This window comes from Methylobacterium sp. J-030, from assembly GCF_022829545.1.
GTDB lineage: Bacteria > Pseudomonadota > Alphaproteobacteria > Rhizobiales > Beijerinckiaceae > Methylobacterium.
In genome coordinates this window covers 1-16,968 of the sequence record NZ_JAKSYM010000289.1, presented here as the reverse complement: position 1 = coordinate 16,968, position 16,968 = coordinate 1, and the positions used below count along the sequence as shown (strand labels likewise).

The 16,968-nt window shown below is 70.0% G+C and carries 16 protein-coding genes and 1 pseudogene; 9 read left to right on the top strand and 8 right to left on the bottom strand.

What is annotated here, in order from left to right; translation table 11 throughout:
- Positions 1–312, bottom strand: a pseudogene (locus MKK75_RS21715) (antibiotic acetyltransferase); the annotation flags it as partial.
- 406 nt (positions 313–718) lie between these two features.
- Here MKK75_RS21715 and MKK75_RS21710 point away from each other — a divergent pair.
- Genes MKK75_RS21710 through MKK75_RS21700 form a run of 3 tightly spaced genes read left to right on the top strand, consistent with a single transcriptional unit; the run spans position 719 to position 3,201 of the window.
- Entirely contained in the window at positions 719–1,342 is a 624-nt protein-coding gene (locus tag MKK75_RS21710; RefSeq protein WP_244044589.1) for a PadR family transcriptional regulator, read from the top strand.
- An 18-nt stretch (positions 1,343–1,360) separates the two neighbouring features.
- On the top strand, positions 1,361–2,254 hold the full coding sequence (locus MKK75_RS21705; RefSeq protein WP_244044588.1) for a glycosyltransferase family 2 protein: 894 nt from the start codon (positions 1,361–1,363) through the stop codon (positions 2,252–2,254).
- A complete protein-coding gene (locus MKK75_RS21700) occupies positions 2,251–3,201 on the top strand; it encodes a glycosyltransferase family 2 protein (protein WP_244044587.1) in 951 nt (316 codons plus the stop codon). Before MKK75_RS21705 ends, MKK75_RS21700 begins: the two co-directional genes overlap by 4 nt.
- Positions 3,202–3,286: 85 nt before the next feature.
- On the opposite strand, the gene rutC is transcribed toward MKK75_RS21700, so the two are convergent.
- From rutC to rutA, 3 genes are read right to left on the bottom strand one after another with little or no spacing between them, the layout of a single operon-like run.
- On the bottom strand, positions 3,287–3,670 hold the full coding sequence (gene rutC / locus MKK75_RS21695) for a pyrimidine utilization protein C (protein WP_244044586.1): 384 nt from the start codon (positions 3,668–3,670) through the stop codon (positions 3,287–3,289).
- 43 nt (positions 3,671–3,713) lie between these two features.
- A complete protein-coding gene (gene rutB / locus MKK75_RS21690; RefSeq protein ID WP_244044585.1) occupies positions 3,714–4,451 on the bottom strand; it encodes a pyrimidine utilization protein B in 738 nt (245 codons plus the stop codon).
- Complete coding sequence (rutA, locus tag MKK75_RS21685; protein ID WP_244044590.1) at positions 4,451–5,542, bottom strand: pyrimidine utilization protein A; 1,092 nt, start codon at positions 5,540–5,542, stop codon at positions 4,451–4,453. The genes rutB and rutA overlap by 1 nt, the downstream gene beginning before the upstream one ends.
- A 352-nt stretch (positions 5,543–5,894) precedes the next feature.
- Between rutA and MKK75_RS21680 the strand changes: the two genes are divergently transcribed.
- Positions 5,895–6,317: a DUF4864 domain-containing protein gene (locus tag MKK75_RS21680; protein WP_244044584.1), complete on the top strand. Its 423-nt coding sequence runs from the start codon at positions 5,895–5,897 to the stop codon at positions 6,315–6,317.
- A 34-nt stretch (positions 6,318–6,351) separates the two neighbouring features.
- On the opposite strand, the gene MKK75_RS21675 is transcribed toward MKK75_RS21680, so the two are convergent.
- Positions 6,352–6,726: a hypothetical protein gene (locus MKK75_RS21675; protein ID WP_244044583.1), complete on the bottom strand. Its 375-nt coding sequence runs from the start codon at positions 6,724–6,726 to the stop codon at positions 6,352–6,354.
- A gap of 224 nt (positions 6,727–6,950) precedes the next feature.
- Here MKK75_RS21675 and thrC point away from each other — a divergent pair, with 224 nt between their 5' ends.
- From thrC to MKK75_RS21655, 4 genes are all read left to right on the top strand, one after another.
- On the top strand, positions 6,951–8,363 hold the full coding sequence (gene thrC, locus MKK75_RS21670) for a threonine synthase (RefSeq protein WP_244044582.1): 1,413 nt from the start codon (positions 6,951–6,953) through the stop codon (positions 8,361–8,363).
- Positions 8,364–8,604: 241 nt separating this feature from the next.
- The gene (locus MKK75_RS21665; RefSeq protein ID WP_244044581.1) at positions 8,605–9,900 is read left to right on the top strand and encodes a M16 family metallopeptidase; all 1,296 of its coding nucleotides are present in this window, start codon (positions 8,605–8,607) and stop codon (positions 9,898–9,900) included.
- 287 nt (positions 9,901–10,187) lie between these two features.
- Positions 10,188–13,070: an EAL domain-containing protein gene (locus MKK75_RS21660; protein ID WP_244044580.1), complete on the top strand. Its 2,883-nt coding sequence runs from the start codon at positions 10,188–10,190 to the stop codon at positions 13,068–13,070.
- Positions 13,071–13,145: 75 nt separating this feature from the next.
- On the top strand, positions 13,146–13,559 hold the full coding sequence (locus MKK75_RS21655) for a globin family protein (protein ID WP_244044579.1): 414 nt from the start codon (positions 13,146–13,148) through the stop codon (positions 13,557–13,559).
- 73 nt (positions 13,560–13,632) lie between these two features.
- Here the strand turns inward: MKK75_RS21655 and MKK75_RS21650 are convergent, their stop codons facing one another.
- Positions 13,633–14,037, bottom strand: coding sequence for a type II toxin-antitoxin system HicB family antitoxin (locus MKK75_RS21650; RefSeq protein ID WP_244044578.1), 405 nt, complete (start codon positions 14,035–14,037; stop codon positions 13,633–13,635).
- Between the two features lie 70 nt (positions 14,038–14,107).
- Complete coding sequence (locus tag MKK75_RS21645) at positions 14,108–14,320, bottom strand: type II toxin-antitoxin system HicA family toxin (RefSeq protein WP_244044577.1); 213 nt, start codon at positions 14,318–14,320, stop codon at positions 14,108–14,110.
- 504 nt (positions 14,321–14,824) lie between these two features.
- Here MKK75_RS21645 and MKK75_RS21640 point away from each other — a divergent pair.
- The gene (locus MKK75_RS21640) at positions 14,825–15,091 is read left to right on the top strand and encodes a hypothetical protein (protein WP_244044576.1); all 267 of its coding nucleotides are present in this window, start codon (positions 14,825–14,827) and stop codon (positions 15,089–15,091) included.
- 63 nt (positions 15,092–15,154) lie between these two features.
- Here MKK75_RS21640 and MKK75_RS21635 read toward each other — a convergent pair whose 3' ends face one another.
- Entirely contained in the window at positions 15,155–16,669 is a 1,515-nt protein-coding gene (locus tag MKK75_RS21635; RefSeq protein ID WP_244044575.1) for a radical SAM protein, read from the bottom strand.
- Positions 16,670–16,968: the final 299 nt, after the last annotated feature.

Below are 16,968 nucleotides of genomic sequence, written 5' to 3'. Positions count from 1 at the left end.
GCGGTCGAGCACCGCCGGGTGGTGGGTGTAGAACAGCGGCGAGGTCGAGCCGCACTGGACCGGGTGGCTGCCGCGCCCGACCTGCACGCTCTCGCCGATCGAGACGTAGCGGGCGATGTCGGCGCCGAAATAGTAGCCGCTCACCGCGTACGAGAACGCCCCCATGGTGAGGCAGTAGTCGATGCCCATCCACTTGATGCTGCACGGCGGCTCGAAGGTGCAATCCTCCGGAAGGGCGAACGGCGCAGAATGCAGGGCCGAGATGCCCCGCCGCAGCATCGCCTGCTTCATGTCCTCGTTGACGGAGATCATGCGGCGTCCTCGTCGCTGGGGCGTCGGATCCCGGCCGGCTCCGGGACGGGGGGCCGGTCCGTCCCATCGGATCCGCGGCGCGTCGCGGGACTCCGCGCCGCTGCGCTCACCGCGTGCCGCCCCGGAGCGCGGTCGCCGCGCGGATCTCGGATCGGATCTCGGATCGGATCATGGGCGGCTGTCGGACGGCGTCGGGCGCGGGGCATGGTGCGAGCCGGTGGCATCGGTGAGCCGCCGCACTAACCGAACCGGCGGGACCCGTAAACCGCAGGCCGCTCCGTGACGCCGCACTCGGACTCGATCCCCCCGCCATGCCCAGGCTCACGCTGTCGGAGGGCCAGCTCCTTGCGGGCGACTCACTTTCGATATATCGATTAAAGCGACATATCGAAAGTGAGTCGCCATCATGCAACGGGACACCATGGACCCCTTCCACGCCGATCCCTTCGACGCCTACCGCTTCCGGGCCCATCGCGGCCCGATGGGGGGCGATCACCGGGGGCGGCACGGGCAGCCCAGCCGCGGACCGGGCGAGCGCCGGATGTTCGGCCGCGGCGGTCGCGGCGACCTCGCCCGCTTCTTCGCCCACGGCGACCTGAGGCTCGTGATCCTCCACCTGATCGCCGAGAAGCCGCGGCACGGCTACGAGATCATCAAGGCCATCGAGGAGCGGGTCGGCGGCGCCTACAGCCCGAGCCCCGGCACGGTCTACCCGACGCTGACGCTGCTCGAGGAACTCGGCCACGTCACGGTGACCCCCGGGGAGGGCACCAAGCGGCTGCACACGATCACCCCGGAGGGCCAGGCCGTCCTCGACGGCAACCGCCCGACCCTGGAGGCGATCCTCGCCCGGATGGCGCAGGCCGAGGCCGCCCGGGGCGACGGGCCGCCGCCCTCCCTGGTGCGCGCCAAGGAGGGGCTGAAGCTCGCCCTGCAGATGCGCCTCGCCCGCGGGCCGCTCAGCGACGGACAGGCCGCCGCGATCACGGCCGCCCTGGAGGCGGCGACCGTCGCGGTGGAGCAGGCGTGAGGCGCCGGGACCCGCACGGTGCCTGATCCAAACCCGAACCGCCTCGCCCTCGGGGTCACCCTGTTCCGGCCGGGCCCGGATCAGGTGGAGCGCGTGCTGGCCCAGGCCGCGGTCGCGGGCGCCCCGGTGATCGCCTTCGACAACGGCGGTCTCCCGGCGGCGGACGCGGCGCGCCTCGTCCGCGCCGGCGTGCGCCTGCTGTCGGAGGGGCGCAACATCGGCATCGCGGCGGCGCTCAACCGGATCGCCGCTTCTGCCCGGGACGCGGGAGCCGGGACGCTCCTGCTCCTCGATCAGGATGCCGAGCCGCCGGGAAATCTCGCCGCGGCGCTGCTCGCCGCCCTCGGGCAGTTGCGGCGTGCCGGGATCTTGGCGGCGGTTGCGGGCCCCGCCCCGGCGCCGGCCGCCGGCCACAAGGCGCCGGCCTATCCCCGCCGCCCCGGCGTACCGGACCATGGCGCCCTCGCCCCGGTGCAGTTCCTGGCGACCTCGGGCTCGCTGATCGATCTCGCCGCGTTCGAGCGGGTCGGCCCGTTCCGGGCCGACTTCTTCATCGACGGGGTCGAGCTCGAATGGTGCTTTCGCGCCTGGAGCCTCGGCTACGGCTGCTACGTCGCCCGCGACGTCGCGATTCCGCACCGGGTCGGCGGCGGGGCGATCCGGGCCTTCGGGATCACGATGCCGCGTCAGCCCCTGTTCCGCATGGCGACCTACCTGCGCAACGCAGTCTATGCGTGGCGGCTGCCGCACGTGCCGCTCCGCTGGAAGCTCGCCCAGGCCGCCTACCTGCCCCTCCAGGCCGGGCTGTACTGGGCCGATTCGGGCTGGCGCCCTGCCGTGCTGCTGCGGCTCCTCGTGGCCGCCCGCGACGGCGCCCTCGGACGCCTCGGACCACCCGAGGATCTGCCGTGATCGAGCGCCCTGCCCTCTCCCCGGTCCTGGACGTGGTGATCGTCAACTGGAACGGCGGTGCGCTGCTGCGGGCCTGCCTCGCGAGCCTCGCGGCCGCGCAGGACGCCGGATCCGTGCAGGTCATCGTGGTGGACAACGCCTCGACCGACGGCTCCGCCGACGACCTGCCCCCCCTGCCCCGCCCGCTCCGGCTGATCCGCAATGCGGACAATCTCGGCTTCGGCCGGGCCTGCGACCAGGGCGCCGCCGCGGGCGCGGCCCCCGCGATCCTGTTCCTCAACCCCGACACGCAGGTCGAGCCCGGGGCCCTCGGCGTGGCCCGGGCCGCCCTGCTGGCCGATCCGCGGACCGGGATCGTCGGCGCCCGGCTCATCGATCCCGACGGGCGGACCGCGCGCTCCTGCGCCCGGGCCCCCACGGCGCTCGGCCTCCTCGGCCGCGCCCTGGCGCTGGACCGGCTGGGCCTCGTGCCCCCGCACTTCCTCCGCGACTGGGACCACGCGGAGGATCGCACCGTCGATCAGGTGATGGGCGCCTTCCTGATGATCCGCCGCGACCTGTTCGCTAGGCTCGGCGGGTTCGACCCGCGCTTCTTCGTCTACTGGGAGGATGCCGATCTCTGCACCCGCGCCCGGGTGGCGGGTTTCTCCGTGCGGCACGTGGCCGGGGCGGTCGCCCGTCATCTCGGCCAGGGCACCACGCGGCAGGTGCGGGCGCGGCGGCTGTTCTACTTCCTGCGCAGCCAGATCCTCTACGCCGGCAAGCACCACGGCGCCGCCGCGGCCCTGGCGCTGACCGCGGTGAGCTTTGGCGCGCAGATACCCCTGCGGCTCGCCCTGGCGCTCGCCCACCGCTCGCCGGCCGAGGCCGCGGAGGTGCTGCGCGCGGCCGCCCTCCTGGCGGCGGCGCTGCCGCGCCTCGCCGCGGCGGCACGAAGAGTAGGCTGAACTTCAGGTCCGGGTTTCCAAAGGGCGAGCCCTTTGGTGGGTCGCCAGGGCGAAGCCCTGGCCCATCGGACACGAGGCGCCGCCGTCAGCGGCCGACATGCGCCACGGAGGCGATCTCCACCAGCGCCTCCGGCTTCACGAGCCCGCACTGAATGCAGTACCGCGCCGGCTTCTCCCCCGGAAAGTACTCCGCGTAGACGGCGTTGATCGCCGCGTAATCGGCCCAGTCCTTCAGGAAGACGTGGTTGAAGGTGACGTCGTCCAGGGTGCCGCCCGCGGCCTCGACCACGCCCTTGATGGTCTCCAGCACGTGCCGGGCCTGGGCGGCGGCGTCGCCGACATGGACGACGTTGGCTTGCGCATCCAGCGGCAGCGTGCCCGAGACGTACAGCACCCCGTCGGCCAGCGTGCCCGGCACGTAGGGGGCGAGCGGCTTGCCGGTCCCCGGCGGAATAACGACCTGCTTCATTTTTTGGGACTCTTGCGGTGCGGGTGCTGGGACGACGGGTGATCTACTCGGCTGCGGCGCGGCCCCCCGCGCCGAGGGCGGCCTCGAACGACGACACGTCCGAGACCCAGCCGAAGAAGGTCTCGATGTTGGCGAGCGCCCCGTGATGCAGGCTCTCCGGCCCGGCCTGGTGGGTGGCATCCGCCAGCACGATCCCGAAATATTCCCGGTGGAACCCGTCCCGCAGGGTCGATTCCACGCAGACATTGGTGGCGATGCCGGTGAAGACCAGCGTGTTCACGCCCCGGGCGCGGAGCATGCTGTCCAGCGGCGTGTTGTAGAAGCCGCTGTAGCGCGGCTTGCCGATCGTCAGGTCGCCGGGCTCGGGCGTCAGGGCGTCCACCAGGGCGTAGTCCCAGGAGCCCTTGGCGAGGAGCCGCGCATTCATCTCCGGCCTCCGGCGCATGGTCTTGAGGGCATTCGATTTGTGCCAGTTCGGCGAGCCGGGACCGCCCGCCTCGACGTAATCCGGATCCCAGCCGTTCTGGAACCACAGGATCCGGATGCCGGCCACCCGGGCGGCGGCCACGGCCCGGACGATCTGCGCGATCACCGGGCCGGTGCCCGACACGTCGAAGCCCGCGAGGTCGAGGTAGCCCCCCGCGCTCGCATAGGCGTTCTGCACGTCCACCACGATGAGCACCGTGGCGGCCGGGTCGAAGGCGATCGGCTCGGGCCGGGCCGGCAGGACGGTGCCGCCGTGGCGGCCGTGGGGATCGCGGTATCCGGCGGGCGCGTCCATCAGGCGACCTCCGCCAGGGGAGCGGTGATATGCCGGCGCGTGCGCATCAGCGGCTGGATCCGGGTCCCGAAGGCGTCGAGACCCTTGAGGAAGTCGTCGAACACCAGCAGCACGCCCTCCACCCCGTCGATGGTCATGATCGCGTCGAGCATCGCCGCCACGCTGGCGTAGCTGCCGACCAGGGTGCCCATGTTGAGGTTCACCGCCGCGGCGGGGTCCGCGAGCTGGCGCACGTTGGTGTCGCCGCCCGACTTGGTGTCGGCCGCGCCCTGGAGGCCGAGCCACGCGATCGCCTCGGCGTCGGCCCCCGCCCGGTAATGCGCCCAGGTGGCCATCGCGGCGGCGTCGGTCTCGTCGGCGATGATCATGAACAGGGCGTAGCAGGTGACGTGACGGCCGGTCCTGGCGCGGGCCTCCGCGAGCTTCTCCACCACGGGGGCGAAGGCGGTCGGCGTGTTGAGCCCTTTCCCGAGGCAGAAATTGTAGTCGGCGTACTGCGCCGTGAAGGCCAGCCCCGCCCCGCTCTGGCCGGCGCAGATGATCTTCATCGGCGCCTGCGGCCGGGGGCTCAGGCGGCAATCGGTCATCTGGAAATAGGTGCCCTTGCGGTCGCTGGCGCCCGTCTCCCACAGGTCGCGCAAAACTTGAGCATACTCAGCCAGGTAGTCGTACCGCCTCGCGAAATGCGCGTCGCCGGGCCAGAGGCCCATCTGGTCGTATTCCGGCTTCTGCCAGCCGGTGACGAGGTTCACGCCGAAGCGCCCGTCCGAGATCGAGTCGATCGTCGCGGCCATCCGGGCGACGATCGCGGGCGGCAGGCACAGGGTCGCCGCGGTGGCGAACAGCTTGATCCGGCTGGTGACGGCGGCGAGCCCCGCCATCAGGGTGAACGATTCGAGGTTGTGGTCCCAGAACTCGGTTTTGCCGCCGAATCCGCGCAGCTTGATCATCGACAGGGCGAAGTCGAGCCCGTAACCCTCGGCCTTCAGGGTGATCGCCTTGTTGAGCGCGAAGCTCGGGCGGTACTGCGGGGCGTTCTCCGAGATCAACCAGCCGTTGTTGCCGATCGGGATGAACACCCCGACGCTCATGGCAGGCATATCCCCGGCGGATGTCTGCGAACTCGTCTCGATCTGGGTCATCACCTGCTCTCCGCCGGGCCGGTCCCGCGGAGCCGACTCGATTGCCGGACGCTCGCAAAACCGGGGCGGAGAATCAAACCCGCAGGCCCGGATCGGCGCGGAAATGCGCATCTTTCCAGCGACTTGCACAACTAGAGCGCGATGCATGCTAAAGCGATGCCCGTCCCCGGGACCGGCCGGCGCGACAGCCTTGCACGGGGTGCCGTAACGAGAACTTGAGAGAGGATTGCTTTCGCGCTGCCGGCGACCATGTTCGATAGTCGATGATTGTTATCGGCTCGGTTCTGCCGGAGTGACGTCGATGCGCGCGTGGTCCGCTCCTCTCCTTCTCGTCCTCCCGCTCGTCCTCGCGGGACCGGCTGCGGCCGACGAGGCGGGGCGTGCGGCGGCCCGGGCGGTAATCGCCCGGCAGGAGCAGGCGCTCGGCCGCGACGACGCGCCGGCCGCCTACGATCAGGCCGCCCCGGCCATCCGCGAACTCTTCCCGAACGCCGACCTGTTCATCGGCATGGTCCGCAACCAGTACCGGCCGGTCTACCGGCACCGCAGCTTTGTGTTCGGCGAGGGCCGGGATACCGGCGCGGACAGCGTGGCCCAGTCGGTGGCGATCCAGGACGAGTACGGCGTCGACTGGACCGCCGAGTACAGCCTCGCCCGGGACGCGGACGGGCAGTGGCGCATCACCGGCTGCCGCCTGATCAAGGCGCCGGGTACCAACGCCTGAAGGGGTGCCCGCCGCCCTGGCGGCGGGCACGGGGTCACCGGGGTTCGGGCTTCAGCGCCGTGAGTTTGTCGAGCATCTGCAGGGTGATGTCGGCGCAGGCCTTCGTCGTGTCGTCGTCGGCGCATTTCACGTCGATGCGGGCGTCGCCGCGCGCGATGATGAAATGCGCGCCCTTCGGCGGCGGCGGAGGCGGCGGCGGTCCGCCGGCGTCCCGCTGCGGGCCTCCGGGCGGCGGCGGGGGCGGCACGTCGGTACCCGGGCCGCGGCGGGGACCGCCCGGCGGCGGCGGAGGCGGTGCGCCGGCCTCGGGGCCGGGCCGCGGGCCGCCGGGCGGCGGCGGCGCCTGGGCGAAGGCCACGGTGCCGGACAGCAGGGCCGCGACGCCCGCGAGGGCGATGATTCGGGTCATATCGGCTCTCTTCGAGGAGGGATCCCGCCCCCGGCGCGATCGCCGCGGGGCGGCCCGAGACATGGGCGAGTGCTGCCGAACCGACCCTGAACCACCCCGTTCAGCCCCGGTTAAACCATCGGCCCCGCCCTGCGGGCTGACCGGTCGCGCGGCCCGCGGCGCGCCCGGCTTTCGACAGGCCCGCCGGCATCGTGTAGAGGGGGCGCCTTCCCTCGGAGGACCCTGTGCTCCACGTCTCGACTCGCGGCGAGGCCGCGCCGCTCTCGTTCTCGGACGCGCTCCTGGCGGGCTTGGCCCGCGACGGCGGTCTCTACGTGCCGCAGACCTGGCCGCGGATCGCCCCCGCGGAGATCGCCGCGCTCGCCGGCCGGCCCTACGCCGAGGCCGCCAAGCGGGTGCTGCGCCCGCTGATCGACGGCGAGATCGCCGGCCCGGACCTCGACCGGATGATCGAGGATTCCTACGCCACCTTCCGCCACCCGGCGGTCTGCCCGCTGACCCAGCTCGACGACAACCTGTTCCTGCTGGAACTCTTCCACGGGCCGACCCTCGCCTTCAAGGACGTGGCGATGCAGCTGCTCGGGCGGCTGATGGACCACGTGCTCACCGCACGCGGCACCCGCGCCACCATCGTGGGCGCGACCTCGGGGGATACCGGCTCGGCCGCGGTCGAGGCCTTCGGCGGGCTCGATCGGGTCGACGTGTTCATCCTCTACCCGCACGGGCGGGTCTCGGAGGTGCAGCGGCGGCAGATGACCTCGGTGCCGGCCCAGAACGTCCACGCGCTCGCGGTCGACGGCACCTTCGACGATTGCCAGAACCTCGTCAAAGCCCTGTTCCAGCACGCCGATTTCGCCGATGCGGTGCGCCTGTCCGGCGTCAACTCGATCAACTGGGCCCGGGTCGCCGCGCAGGCGGTCTACTACTTCACCAGCGCGGTGGCCTTGGGCTCCCCCCATCGCCCGGTCTCCTTCGCGGTGCCGACCGGCAATTTCGGCGACGTGCTCGCCGGCTGGGTCGCCAAGCAGATGGGCCTGCCGATCGGGCGGCTGATGATCGGCACCAACGCCAACGACATCCTGGTGCGCACCCTGGAGCACGGCGCCTACGCGCTGCGCGGCGTGGTCCCCACCACCTCGCCCTCCATGGACATCCAGATCTCCTCGAACTTCGAGCGTCTGCTGTTCGAGGCGCTGGGGCGCGACGCCTCCTCCCTGTCGCGGCTGATGGCCGGGCTGAAGCAGTCCGGCGGCTTCGCGCTGAGCCCGGAGGTGCTGGCCACGGTCCGGGCGGAGTTCGACGCCGTGGCGGTGCCGGAGCCCGACGTGATGGAAGAGATCGCCCTCACCCAGGCGGCCACCGGCGTGGTGCTCGATCCCCACAGCGCCATCGGCGTGCGCGCCGGGCGGCGGCTCCTGGAGCGGGATCCGGCGACCCCGGTGGTGGCGCTCGGCACCGCGCACCCCGCAAAGTTCCCGGACGCGGTCGCCAAGGCCACGGGCGGCCTGCGCCCGCCCCTGCCCCCGCACCTCGCCGACCTGATGGACCGGCCCGAGCGTCTGACCCGGGTGGCCAACGACCAGGCCGCCGTGGAAAAGCTGATCCGCGAGCGCGCCCGCATCACGAGGGGCGCGTGAGCTTGGCGCGCCGGTCCCCCTCCCCCCTCTGCGGGGGAGGGTGGCCCAATGGGCGCCCTCTGCGTCAGCAGGGGTCGGGAGAGGGGAGCGACGGTGCAGGATATCGCTCGGCCTTCATGAAGGCTTTTGCCCCTTCCGGAAGCCGGGTTCCCCTCTCCCGCCCCGCTTCGCGGGCCACCCTCCCCCGCAAAGGGGGGAGGGATCCCGCGCCGCATCCGGCCCCCTTCGCGACGAGCCGTCGATGAACCAGCATTTCTCCACCCACGCCGCCTCGCCGTCCCTGCGCACCACGCGGCTTGAGAACGGCGTCACGGTGGTCACCGAGCCGATGCCGGGCGTCGCAACCGCGAGCCTCGGCGTCTGGGTCGGCGCCGGCTCGCGCAACGAGCGGGCCGACGAGGCCGGGCTGTCCCACCTCATCGAGCACATGGCGTTCAAGGGCACCCGCACCCGCTCGGCGCAGGCGATCGCCGAGGCGATCGAGAATGTCGGCGGCGAGATCAACGCCGCCACCTCCACCGAGGGGACGAGCTACACCGCCCGGGTGCTGGGCGAGGATGCGGACCTCGCCCTCGACGTGATCGGCGACATCCTCACCGATTCGGTGTTCGACGCGGGCGAACTCGCCCGGGAGAAGGGCGTGATCCTGCAGGAATACGCCGCCGTCGAGGATACCCCCGACGACGTGGTCTACGACGCCTTCACGGAGGCCGCCTTCCCGGACCAGCCGGTCGGCCGGCCGATCCTCGGGCGCCCCGAGACGATCCGGAGCTTCGACGCGGCCGGGATCCGCGCCTATCTCGACCGGGAATACACGCCCGACCGCATCGTGGTGGCGGGCGCCGGGGCCGTGACGCACGCGGCGATCGTGGCGGCGGCCGAGCGCCATTTCGGCGCCCTCCCCGCCAAATCCGCCCCCACGGCGGTGCCGGGGGTCTATGGCGGCGGCGAGCGGCGGATGCCGCGCAAGCTCGAACAGGCCAACCTGGTGATCGGCCTGCCCGGCCTCTCCTTCCGGGACGAGGGCTACTACGCCCTGCACATGTTCGCGCAGGTGCTCGGCGGCGGCCTGACCTCGCGGCTCTGGCAGGAGGTGCGCGAGACCCGCGGCCTCGCCTACGAGATCCAGGCCTTCCACTGGCCGTTCTCGGATTGCGGCCTGTTCGGCATCGGTGCCGGCACTGCCGGGGCGGACCTGCCCGAACTCGTCGACGTGACGCTCGCCGCCACCGCGCAGGCCGCCCGCGATCTCAACGAGGCCGAGATCGCCCGCGCCAAGGCGCAGCTCAAGGTCTCGCTGCTCTCCGCCCTGGAGACGCCCGGCGGGCGGATCGAGCGCAACGCCCGCCAGATCCTGGCCTGGGGCCGGGTGATCCCCGCCGGGGAGGTGATCGCCAAGGTCGACGCCGTGACGGTGGCGGACGTGCGCGCGGCCGCCGCCGCGATGCTGCGGGGCGCGCCGACCCTGGCGGCGATCGGCCCGATCCGCAAGCTGCCGACGCTTGATAAGATCGCGGGCGCGCTCCGGGCTGCTTGAGCTCGACTCCGCCGTCTGTGCGAGCGCAGCGAAGCAACCGAGGGCAGCGCGCGATCTCTGACGGACGCGTGTCCCTGGGCCGCTTCGCTGCGCTCGCGATGACGGAGAGGGGCGCGAAATGGCTATCCTCAGCCCCTGCCCAACTTGATTTGGCCGCAAAGGGGCGCGATCCGCGGCATGTGGACCGGCCCTGGGGCGACCTTGCCCCAGGTCAGGCCCATGCCTATCGATCGAGGCCGCCCGGGCGGCTGACGCCGCTTCTCGCACGGCCGGACACCAAGACACCCTTGCGCATCCTCGCCCTCCTCCTGGCCCTGGTCGGCGGTCTCGTCGGTGCCCTCGCGCTCAGCGAGCCCGCCCGGGCCGTGGAGGCGGTGCGCGTCACCCTCGACGCCCCGGTGATCGACCTGACCCCGGCGATCGAGCGCTACCGTTCGGACGGCGACCTGATCCAGATCTCGACCGCACCCGGCAAGGATGGGATCGTGCGCCGGATCGTCGTGAAGGCGCGCGACGCCGGCGCCCGGCCCGACTGGATCGTGTTCGCGCTGACCAACGACACCGACGAGCAGATCGACCGGATCCTGATCGCCCCGCATTTCCGGCTGGTCGATTCCGGGGTGATCTGGCCCGATCTCGGCGGCTCGCGGATCGCCGCCATCACGGCGAGCCAGGGCATCCGGCCCGAGCGGGACGAGAACCCGGAAGCCGACCAGTTCACGATCACGCTCGATCCCGGCACGACCGTCACCTACGTCGCCGAATTGCGCGGCGCCAACATCCCCCAGCTCCACCTCTGGGACCAGGACGCCTACCGCCGGAAGGCCGCCGGCCTGACCCTCTACAAGGGCATCATCATCGGGATCAGCGGCTTGCTGGCCCTGTTCCTGACCATCGTGTTCGTGGTCAAGGGCGCGATCATCTTCCCCGCCGCCGCGGCGCTCGCGTGGTCGGTGCTCGCCTATGCCTGCATCGATTTCGGCTTCCTGCAGCGGGTCTTCCCGGTCACGGAGCTGGCCGAGCGGGTCTACCGGGCCTCCGCGGAGGCGGTGCTCGGGGCCACGCTGCTGGTGTTCCTGTTCGCCTATCTCAACCTCGCCCGCTGGCACGTGCGCTACAGCCACGTGGCGTTCTTCTGGCTCGCCTTCCTGGCCGGCCTCGTCGGGCTCGCGGTGTTCGACCCGCCGGTGGCGGCGGGGGTGGCGCGCATCTCGATCGCCGCGGTGGCGGGCATCGGCCTGCTGCTGATCCTCTACCTCGCGGTCCATAACGGCTACGACCGGGCGATCCTGCTGGTGCCGACCTGGCTGCTCCTCGTCGTCTGGGTGGCGGCGGCGGGCTTCGCGGTCACCGGCCAGATCGGCAGCGACCTCGTGCAGCCGGCGCTCATCGGCGGCCTCGTGCTGATCGTGATGCTGATCGGCTTCACGGTGCTCCAGCACGCCTTCGCGGGGGGCGGCCTCAGCCACGCGCTGGTCTCCGACACGGAACGGCGGGCGCTGGCGCTGACGGGCGCGGGCGACGTGGTGTTCGACTGGGACGTGCCGGCCGACCGGGTCTTCGTCGGGCCGGAGATCGAGGCCCAGCTCGGCCTCGCCCGGGGCACCCTGGAGGGGCCGGCGACCAACTGGCTCGGCGCCCTCCACCCCTTCGACGTGGAGCGCTACTCGGCGGCCCTCGACACGGTGATCGAGGAGCGGCGCGGCCGCATCGTCCACGATTTCCGCCTGCGCTCGGAGGCCGGCACGTTCTTCTGGTACCGGCTGAAGGCGCGCCCGGTGATCGGCGCCGATGGCGAGGTGATCCGCGTGGTCGGCACGATCGCGGACGTCACCGAGATCAAGACCGCCGAGGAGCGCCTGCTCCACGACGCGGTGCACGACAGCCTCACCGGCCTGCCGAACCGCGAATTGTTCGGCGACCGCCTCGACGCGGCGCTCGCCTTCGCCAGCCAGGATCCGCGCCTCAAGCCCACCGTGATCGTGCTCGACGTCGACCGGTTCAAGGGCATCAACGACGCGATCGGCCTCTCGGCGGGGGATTCGATCCTGCTGACCCTGTCGCGCCGGCTCGGCCGCCTGCTGCGCCCGCAGGATACGCTGGCCCGGGTGGCCGGCGACGAGTTCGCGGTGATCCTGCTCTCCGAGCGCGAGCCCGACCGGATCCTGGCCTTTGCCGAGATGATCCGCCGGGCGATCGCCACGCCGATCACCTACGCCGACCGCGAGATTTTTTTGACCGTGTCCATCGGGCTCGCGCTCTACGAGGCGGGCGCCAACCTGAAGCGCGACGAGGTGTTCAAGAGCGCCGAGATCGCCATGATCCAGGCCAAGCGCAACGGCGGCGACCGGATCGAGGTGTTTCGCGCCCACATGCGCACCGACCGCTCGGACCGGCTGATGCTGGAGGGCGACCTGCGCAAGGCGATCGAGCGCAACGAGCTGAAGGTGCTGTTCCTGCCGGTGGTCCGGCTGGAGGACCGCACCGTGGCGGGGTTCGAGACCGTTCTGCGCTGGGACCACCCGAAGCTCGGGCGCATCCCCGCCGCGACCTTCATGCCGCTCGCCGAGGAGAGCGGCTTCATCGTCAATCTCGGCATCTTCGCCCTGGAGCGCACCGCGCTCGAACTCGCGGCCTGGCAGCGCTCCCTGGAGGTCGAGCCGCCGATCTTCGCGGCCTGCAACCTGTCCTCGCGCCAGCTCCTGCGCCACGACCTGCTGCACGACGTGAAGACCGTGATGGCCCGCTCCGGCGCCCTGCCCGGCTCGCTCAAGCTGGAATTCAGCGAGAGCCTCGTGATGGAGAACCCGGAATACGCCGCCCAGATGCTGGCGCGGATCCACGACCTCGGCGCGGGCCTGTGCCTGTCGGATTTCGGCACCGGCTACTCGGCTTTGTCGTATCTCCAGCGCTTCCCGTTCGACACGATCAAGGTCGACGCGACCTTCGTGCGCCAGATCGGCACCGGGCAGACCGCGATCCTGCGCTCGATCGTGCGCATGGCGAGCGAGTTGAACCTCGCCATCGTGGCGGAGGGCTGCGAATCGGAGGCCGACGCCCAGGCGCTCGCCGGCCTCGGCTGCGAGTACGCCCTCGGGCCCGCCTTCGGCGAGCCGATGACTCTGCTGCAGGCCCGCCAGATCGTCGGGGCGGCACCGGAAGCGGCCTGAGGCTCCGATAGGGCGTTATCCGGGGGGCGTGGGCCGGGTGTAATCTGCCCTCGGGCCCCTTCGACAGGTGATGCGATGACACCCGAACAGATCAGGCTGGTGCAGGACAGTTTCGCGAAGGTGCGGCCGATCGCCGGGGCGGCGGCCGACCTATTCTATGGCCGGCTCTTCGACATCGCCCCGCAGGTGCGCGGCCTGTTCCCCGACGACATGGCCGAGCAGAAGTCGAAGCTCATGGCGATGCTGGGGCTGGCGGTGGCCAACCTGAACCATCCGGACACGGTGGTGCCGGCGCTCCAGGATCTCGGGCGCAAGCACGTGGCCTACGGCACGCAGGCCGCCCACTACGCGCCGGTGGGCGAGGCCCTGCTGTGGACCCTGGAGCAGGGGCTGGGCCCGGATTTCACCCCGGAGGTGCGGGCGGCGTGGATCGCGACCTATACGCTCGTCGCCGGGGTGATGCAGGAGGCGGCTGCACAGGCGGCTTGAGGAAGGGCGGTGTCCTGAGGACGCGCCACGACGGTCGAATCTACCGGTCCGCCTTTGCCGGCACGTCGGCTGGTCACGCGCCAGCCGAGAGGCGTGCCTTGGCGGCCTGTGCCAGGAAGGCAGACCGGCTCTCGCCCGTCGCCTCGGCGGCCCGGTCGATGCGGCGCAGCAAGCCCTCCTCCATGGAGATGTTCACCCGCACGGCCCGCCCTGGCAACTCGACCTGGACGAGGGCCACCATCGCCCCGGCGCTGTCCGCCTGAAAGGCCGGATCGCCGCGCAACGCGTCCAGCGTGCGCAGCCGCGGGATCTCGTCCCCGTCCTCCACCATGCCGGCGACGTGGAAGGCCAGCATCTCGGCGGCCTTGCGATAGAGCGTGTCGAGATCGCCGGCGACCGTGGTGGCGCCCGGGAAGTCAGGGAAGGATGCACCGAACGCGCCATCCTCTTGGTGCACGAGCATTGCGACGTGGGTCATGTCCGCTATCTCGATTGCCGGTGACATCGAGGAATCGGACCGCCGGCCCGAGACGGATCCGCGGCCGTTGTCATCCCCAAGTCCATCCGGCCTGCCGATAGATGCTGCGTAGGGTACCGGTCGGTATCTCGGACGCGCCCGTGTCGATTGTCACCTTTCCGGGCTTGTCCCTGCGCTTGAACTCGACGTGATCGCCCGGTCCTTTCCGAGCCAGATACCAACCGTCATTGTAGAGGGCTGCAATCACCTCGCGGATCTTGCGGCCGTGCGCCGTTCTCGACATCTCCGGAACACTTTGCTGCCCGGTCAGCTGCTCCTCGATCCGTCGGCGCGTGATCCGCGGCAGGATGTGAAGCGACCGCGTAGCCGATCATCGTTCCGGCTTGCGTAAGATTACACACGAATTCGTGGGATGCAACGTCTGTGTCTCCAACACGCACCCTGCGCAAGGAGCTTGGACCCGCCGCGAGCGACCCGAGAATGCCCCGAGCAAGTCGTTGAGGTGTCAATAAAATCCGAGCGTTGCCGTTAAGCCCCCCTCAAGGCTAAGTCATTGGAAGGACGGGGGAGCGTTCCCCGAGAAACGGGGGACCAAGGTCGGCTAAGTCGATGGGAAAATTTTTGCCCGGAGGGTTCGGCATGCGGAGGGCAGGGCGCAAGCGCAAGGCGGCCCCGGTGACACTCGCGACCGTGCGCGCGCTGGCGGCCGAGCCGACGTCGTTCAGAACGCGGTCCTCGTGCAGCATTGCTTGATGGACGAGCAGGAGCACCTGCGGTAGCTCCCGTCATGGCCAAAGAGATCCCCAGCGTCGGCGACCTGCGCCGGAAAGCCGTGGTGACGGACGAAGAGATCGAGGCGGCCACCGCCGCCTACCTCGCGGACGAATCGACCAAGCCATTCACCTTCAAGTCCGGCCACACCATCAAAGAGGCCAAGGCGATCGAAATGCACCTGCAGGCCAAGAAGCTGCTCGCGGACGAGGCCGCCACCCCCGGCCTGCGCCGCACGACGGTGATGACTGCCGTGGTCATGGGCTTACCCGTCCAAGTGTGAGGGGTCACTTCGGCACCCGCCGCCTGGCGTCAGCCCGCAGTAGGCCGCCGCCCGCTTCCGCATTTAGGCAACTTGGGCGGCTATCCGCGTCCTCGCTTCGTGGATCATGTAGCTATCACGATCGTTGGTATCGCGGATGATCGGGCACGTCTTGCAGGATGGAAGCGGGTTGGCGGAGTTCACCGACCTGCGCAGTTCTTGGTAGCGCGGACCGTTCCAGATCTCCTCCATCGTGTTCTCATGCAGGTTGCCCATCTTCAGCCCGGGCACGCAGCACGCGAGTACATCGCCGTTGCCCAGCACTCCTGCGCCCTGCCATGGGATTATGCAGGGGAGCCGTCCATTGACCCTCTTCTCCTCGAATGGCTCCGGGATAAACAGGCGGTGAAGGCATAACTGTTCCGAGAGCGCGATGCTCTTCAGCCGTATCGCATTAAATCGCTCAGGCTCGTGCCAGAGAGACTCCTCTGCCATTTCAGGTGTGAACGCCATCAAATGACGCGCGTAGACGATCTCAATACCTACTGATTGCGCGAGGCGCAGAAAGTCGGGAAATTCGTCGAGGTTGCTGCGCATCATGGTGAAGCTGATGGCGATGCGATGCGTGCCGCCGAGACGTCGTTTCGTTTCCACAGCTGACCGGATGTTCTCGACCACGTCGGCAAGCGGCGGAGCGCCCTTGCGAACGCGTCGGAATGTCTCCTCGGTTGCGGCATCTAGGGAGATGCTGAGATGGTCCAGCTTAGATGTCGCCAGACGCTCGCTAACCTCTGGCGTGAGGTGGGAACCGTTGGTGTCGATGACGAATGGGATGTCGAGGCTGGTCAAGAAGTCCAGTTCACCACCGAACCGCGCGTCGGCCCACAGGATGTCGCCGCTGTAGTCGCTAGCAATCTCCTTCAGGTGCCCAGCGGCGACCCATGAGCGGATCTGATCGCGGATCGTCTCAGGTGCGCGCTTTACCGATTTGCGCGTCTCCTGCGAGATGCAGTGCGGGCAGTTGAGGTTGCACTGCGTCACGGGGCTCCACATGAGGTGAGTTGGGAGGGGTGTGGGAGCGAGCAGCGGGGAATAGGCTGTCTGAGCGATTAGACCGTACTGCCCCTGGTCATCCTGCCGGCTGTACAGCGCGACGTGCCCCGGCATGCGATCGGCCCCGCTCGACAGATATACGGTGGCGGCTGCGCCGGGCCGAGAGCCGATGGCCTCGACACTCAGCACGAGCAGATCGCCAACGCGGACGTCTGCTTCGTTGGGGAGGTACAGAGTTACCCGCATGTTGTCGTCGATCTCGTCCGCCGTGAGCGTCATCGCGACAAGGGTTTCTCCATCCTCGTATTTAAGAGCGCGGAGATAGCTGCGCTGACGTGATCCGAAGATGCTCGTCCAAGAGCGCATGCGGGGCTTGAGGTCGCGCGGCATCCGACGGAGGTGCAATTTTAGGGCACCCTCTGTTCTGCGCATCCAGGTTGCCACGATGACCGTCACGGCGGACAGCGCATCCGCCTCGGCGCGGAAGAACTGGGTCAGCGTCTGCCCCGGCAGAAGTTCATCGGCCGGCTTGTTGGTGCCCGTCATCGCGTCCGCGTCCCGTTGATGGCATCGGACCGATCGCTTCCCAGCGCCTTATCACCCAAATATGGGCAGAGCGTCGATCCAGAGCTGCACGAAGCTTTACACCATACAACCTGAGGATGAACGTGGCTGTTGGGCCGCAACGAGCAGAAAAGCAGCAGCTGACCTGACCGGTATTTTGGACCGAGCCGATTGAGAGGCTACTGCATGGTCGCGGCCATGGGTAGCCGGAAGGCCAGATCCGGGTAGCTGACGGGCGCGGGCGGCCGATAGCCCAGCGACGAATGCGGTCGGACGCAATT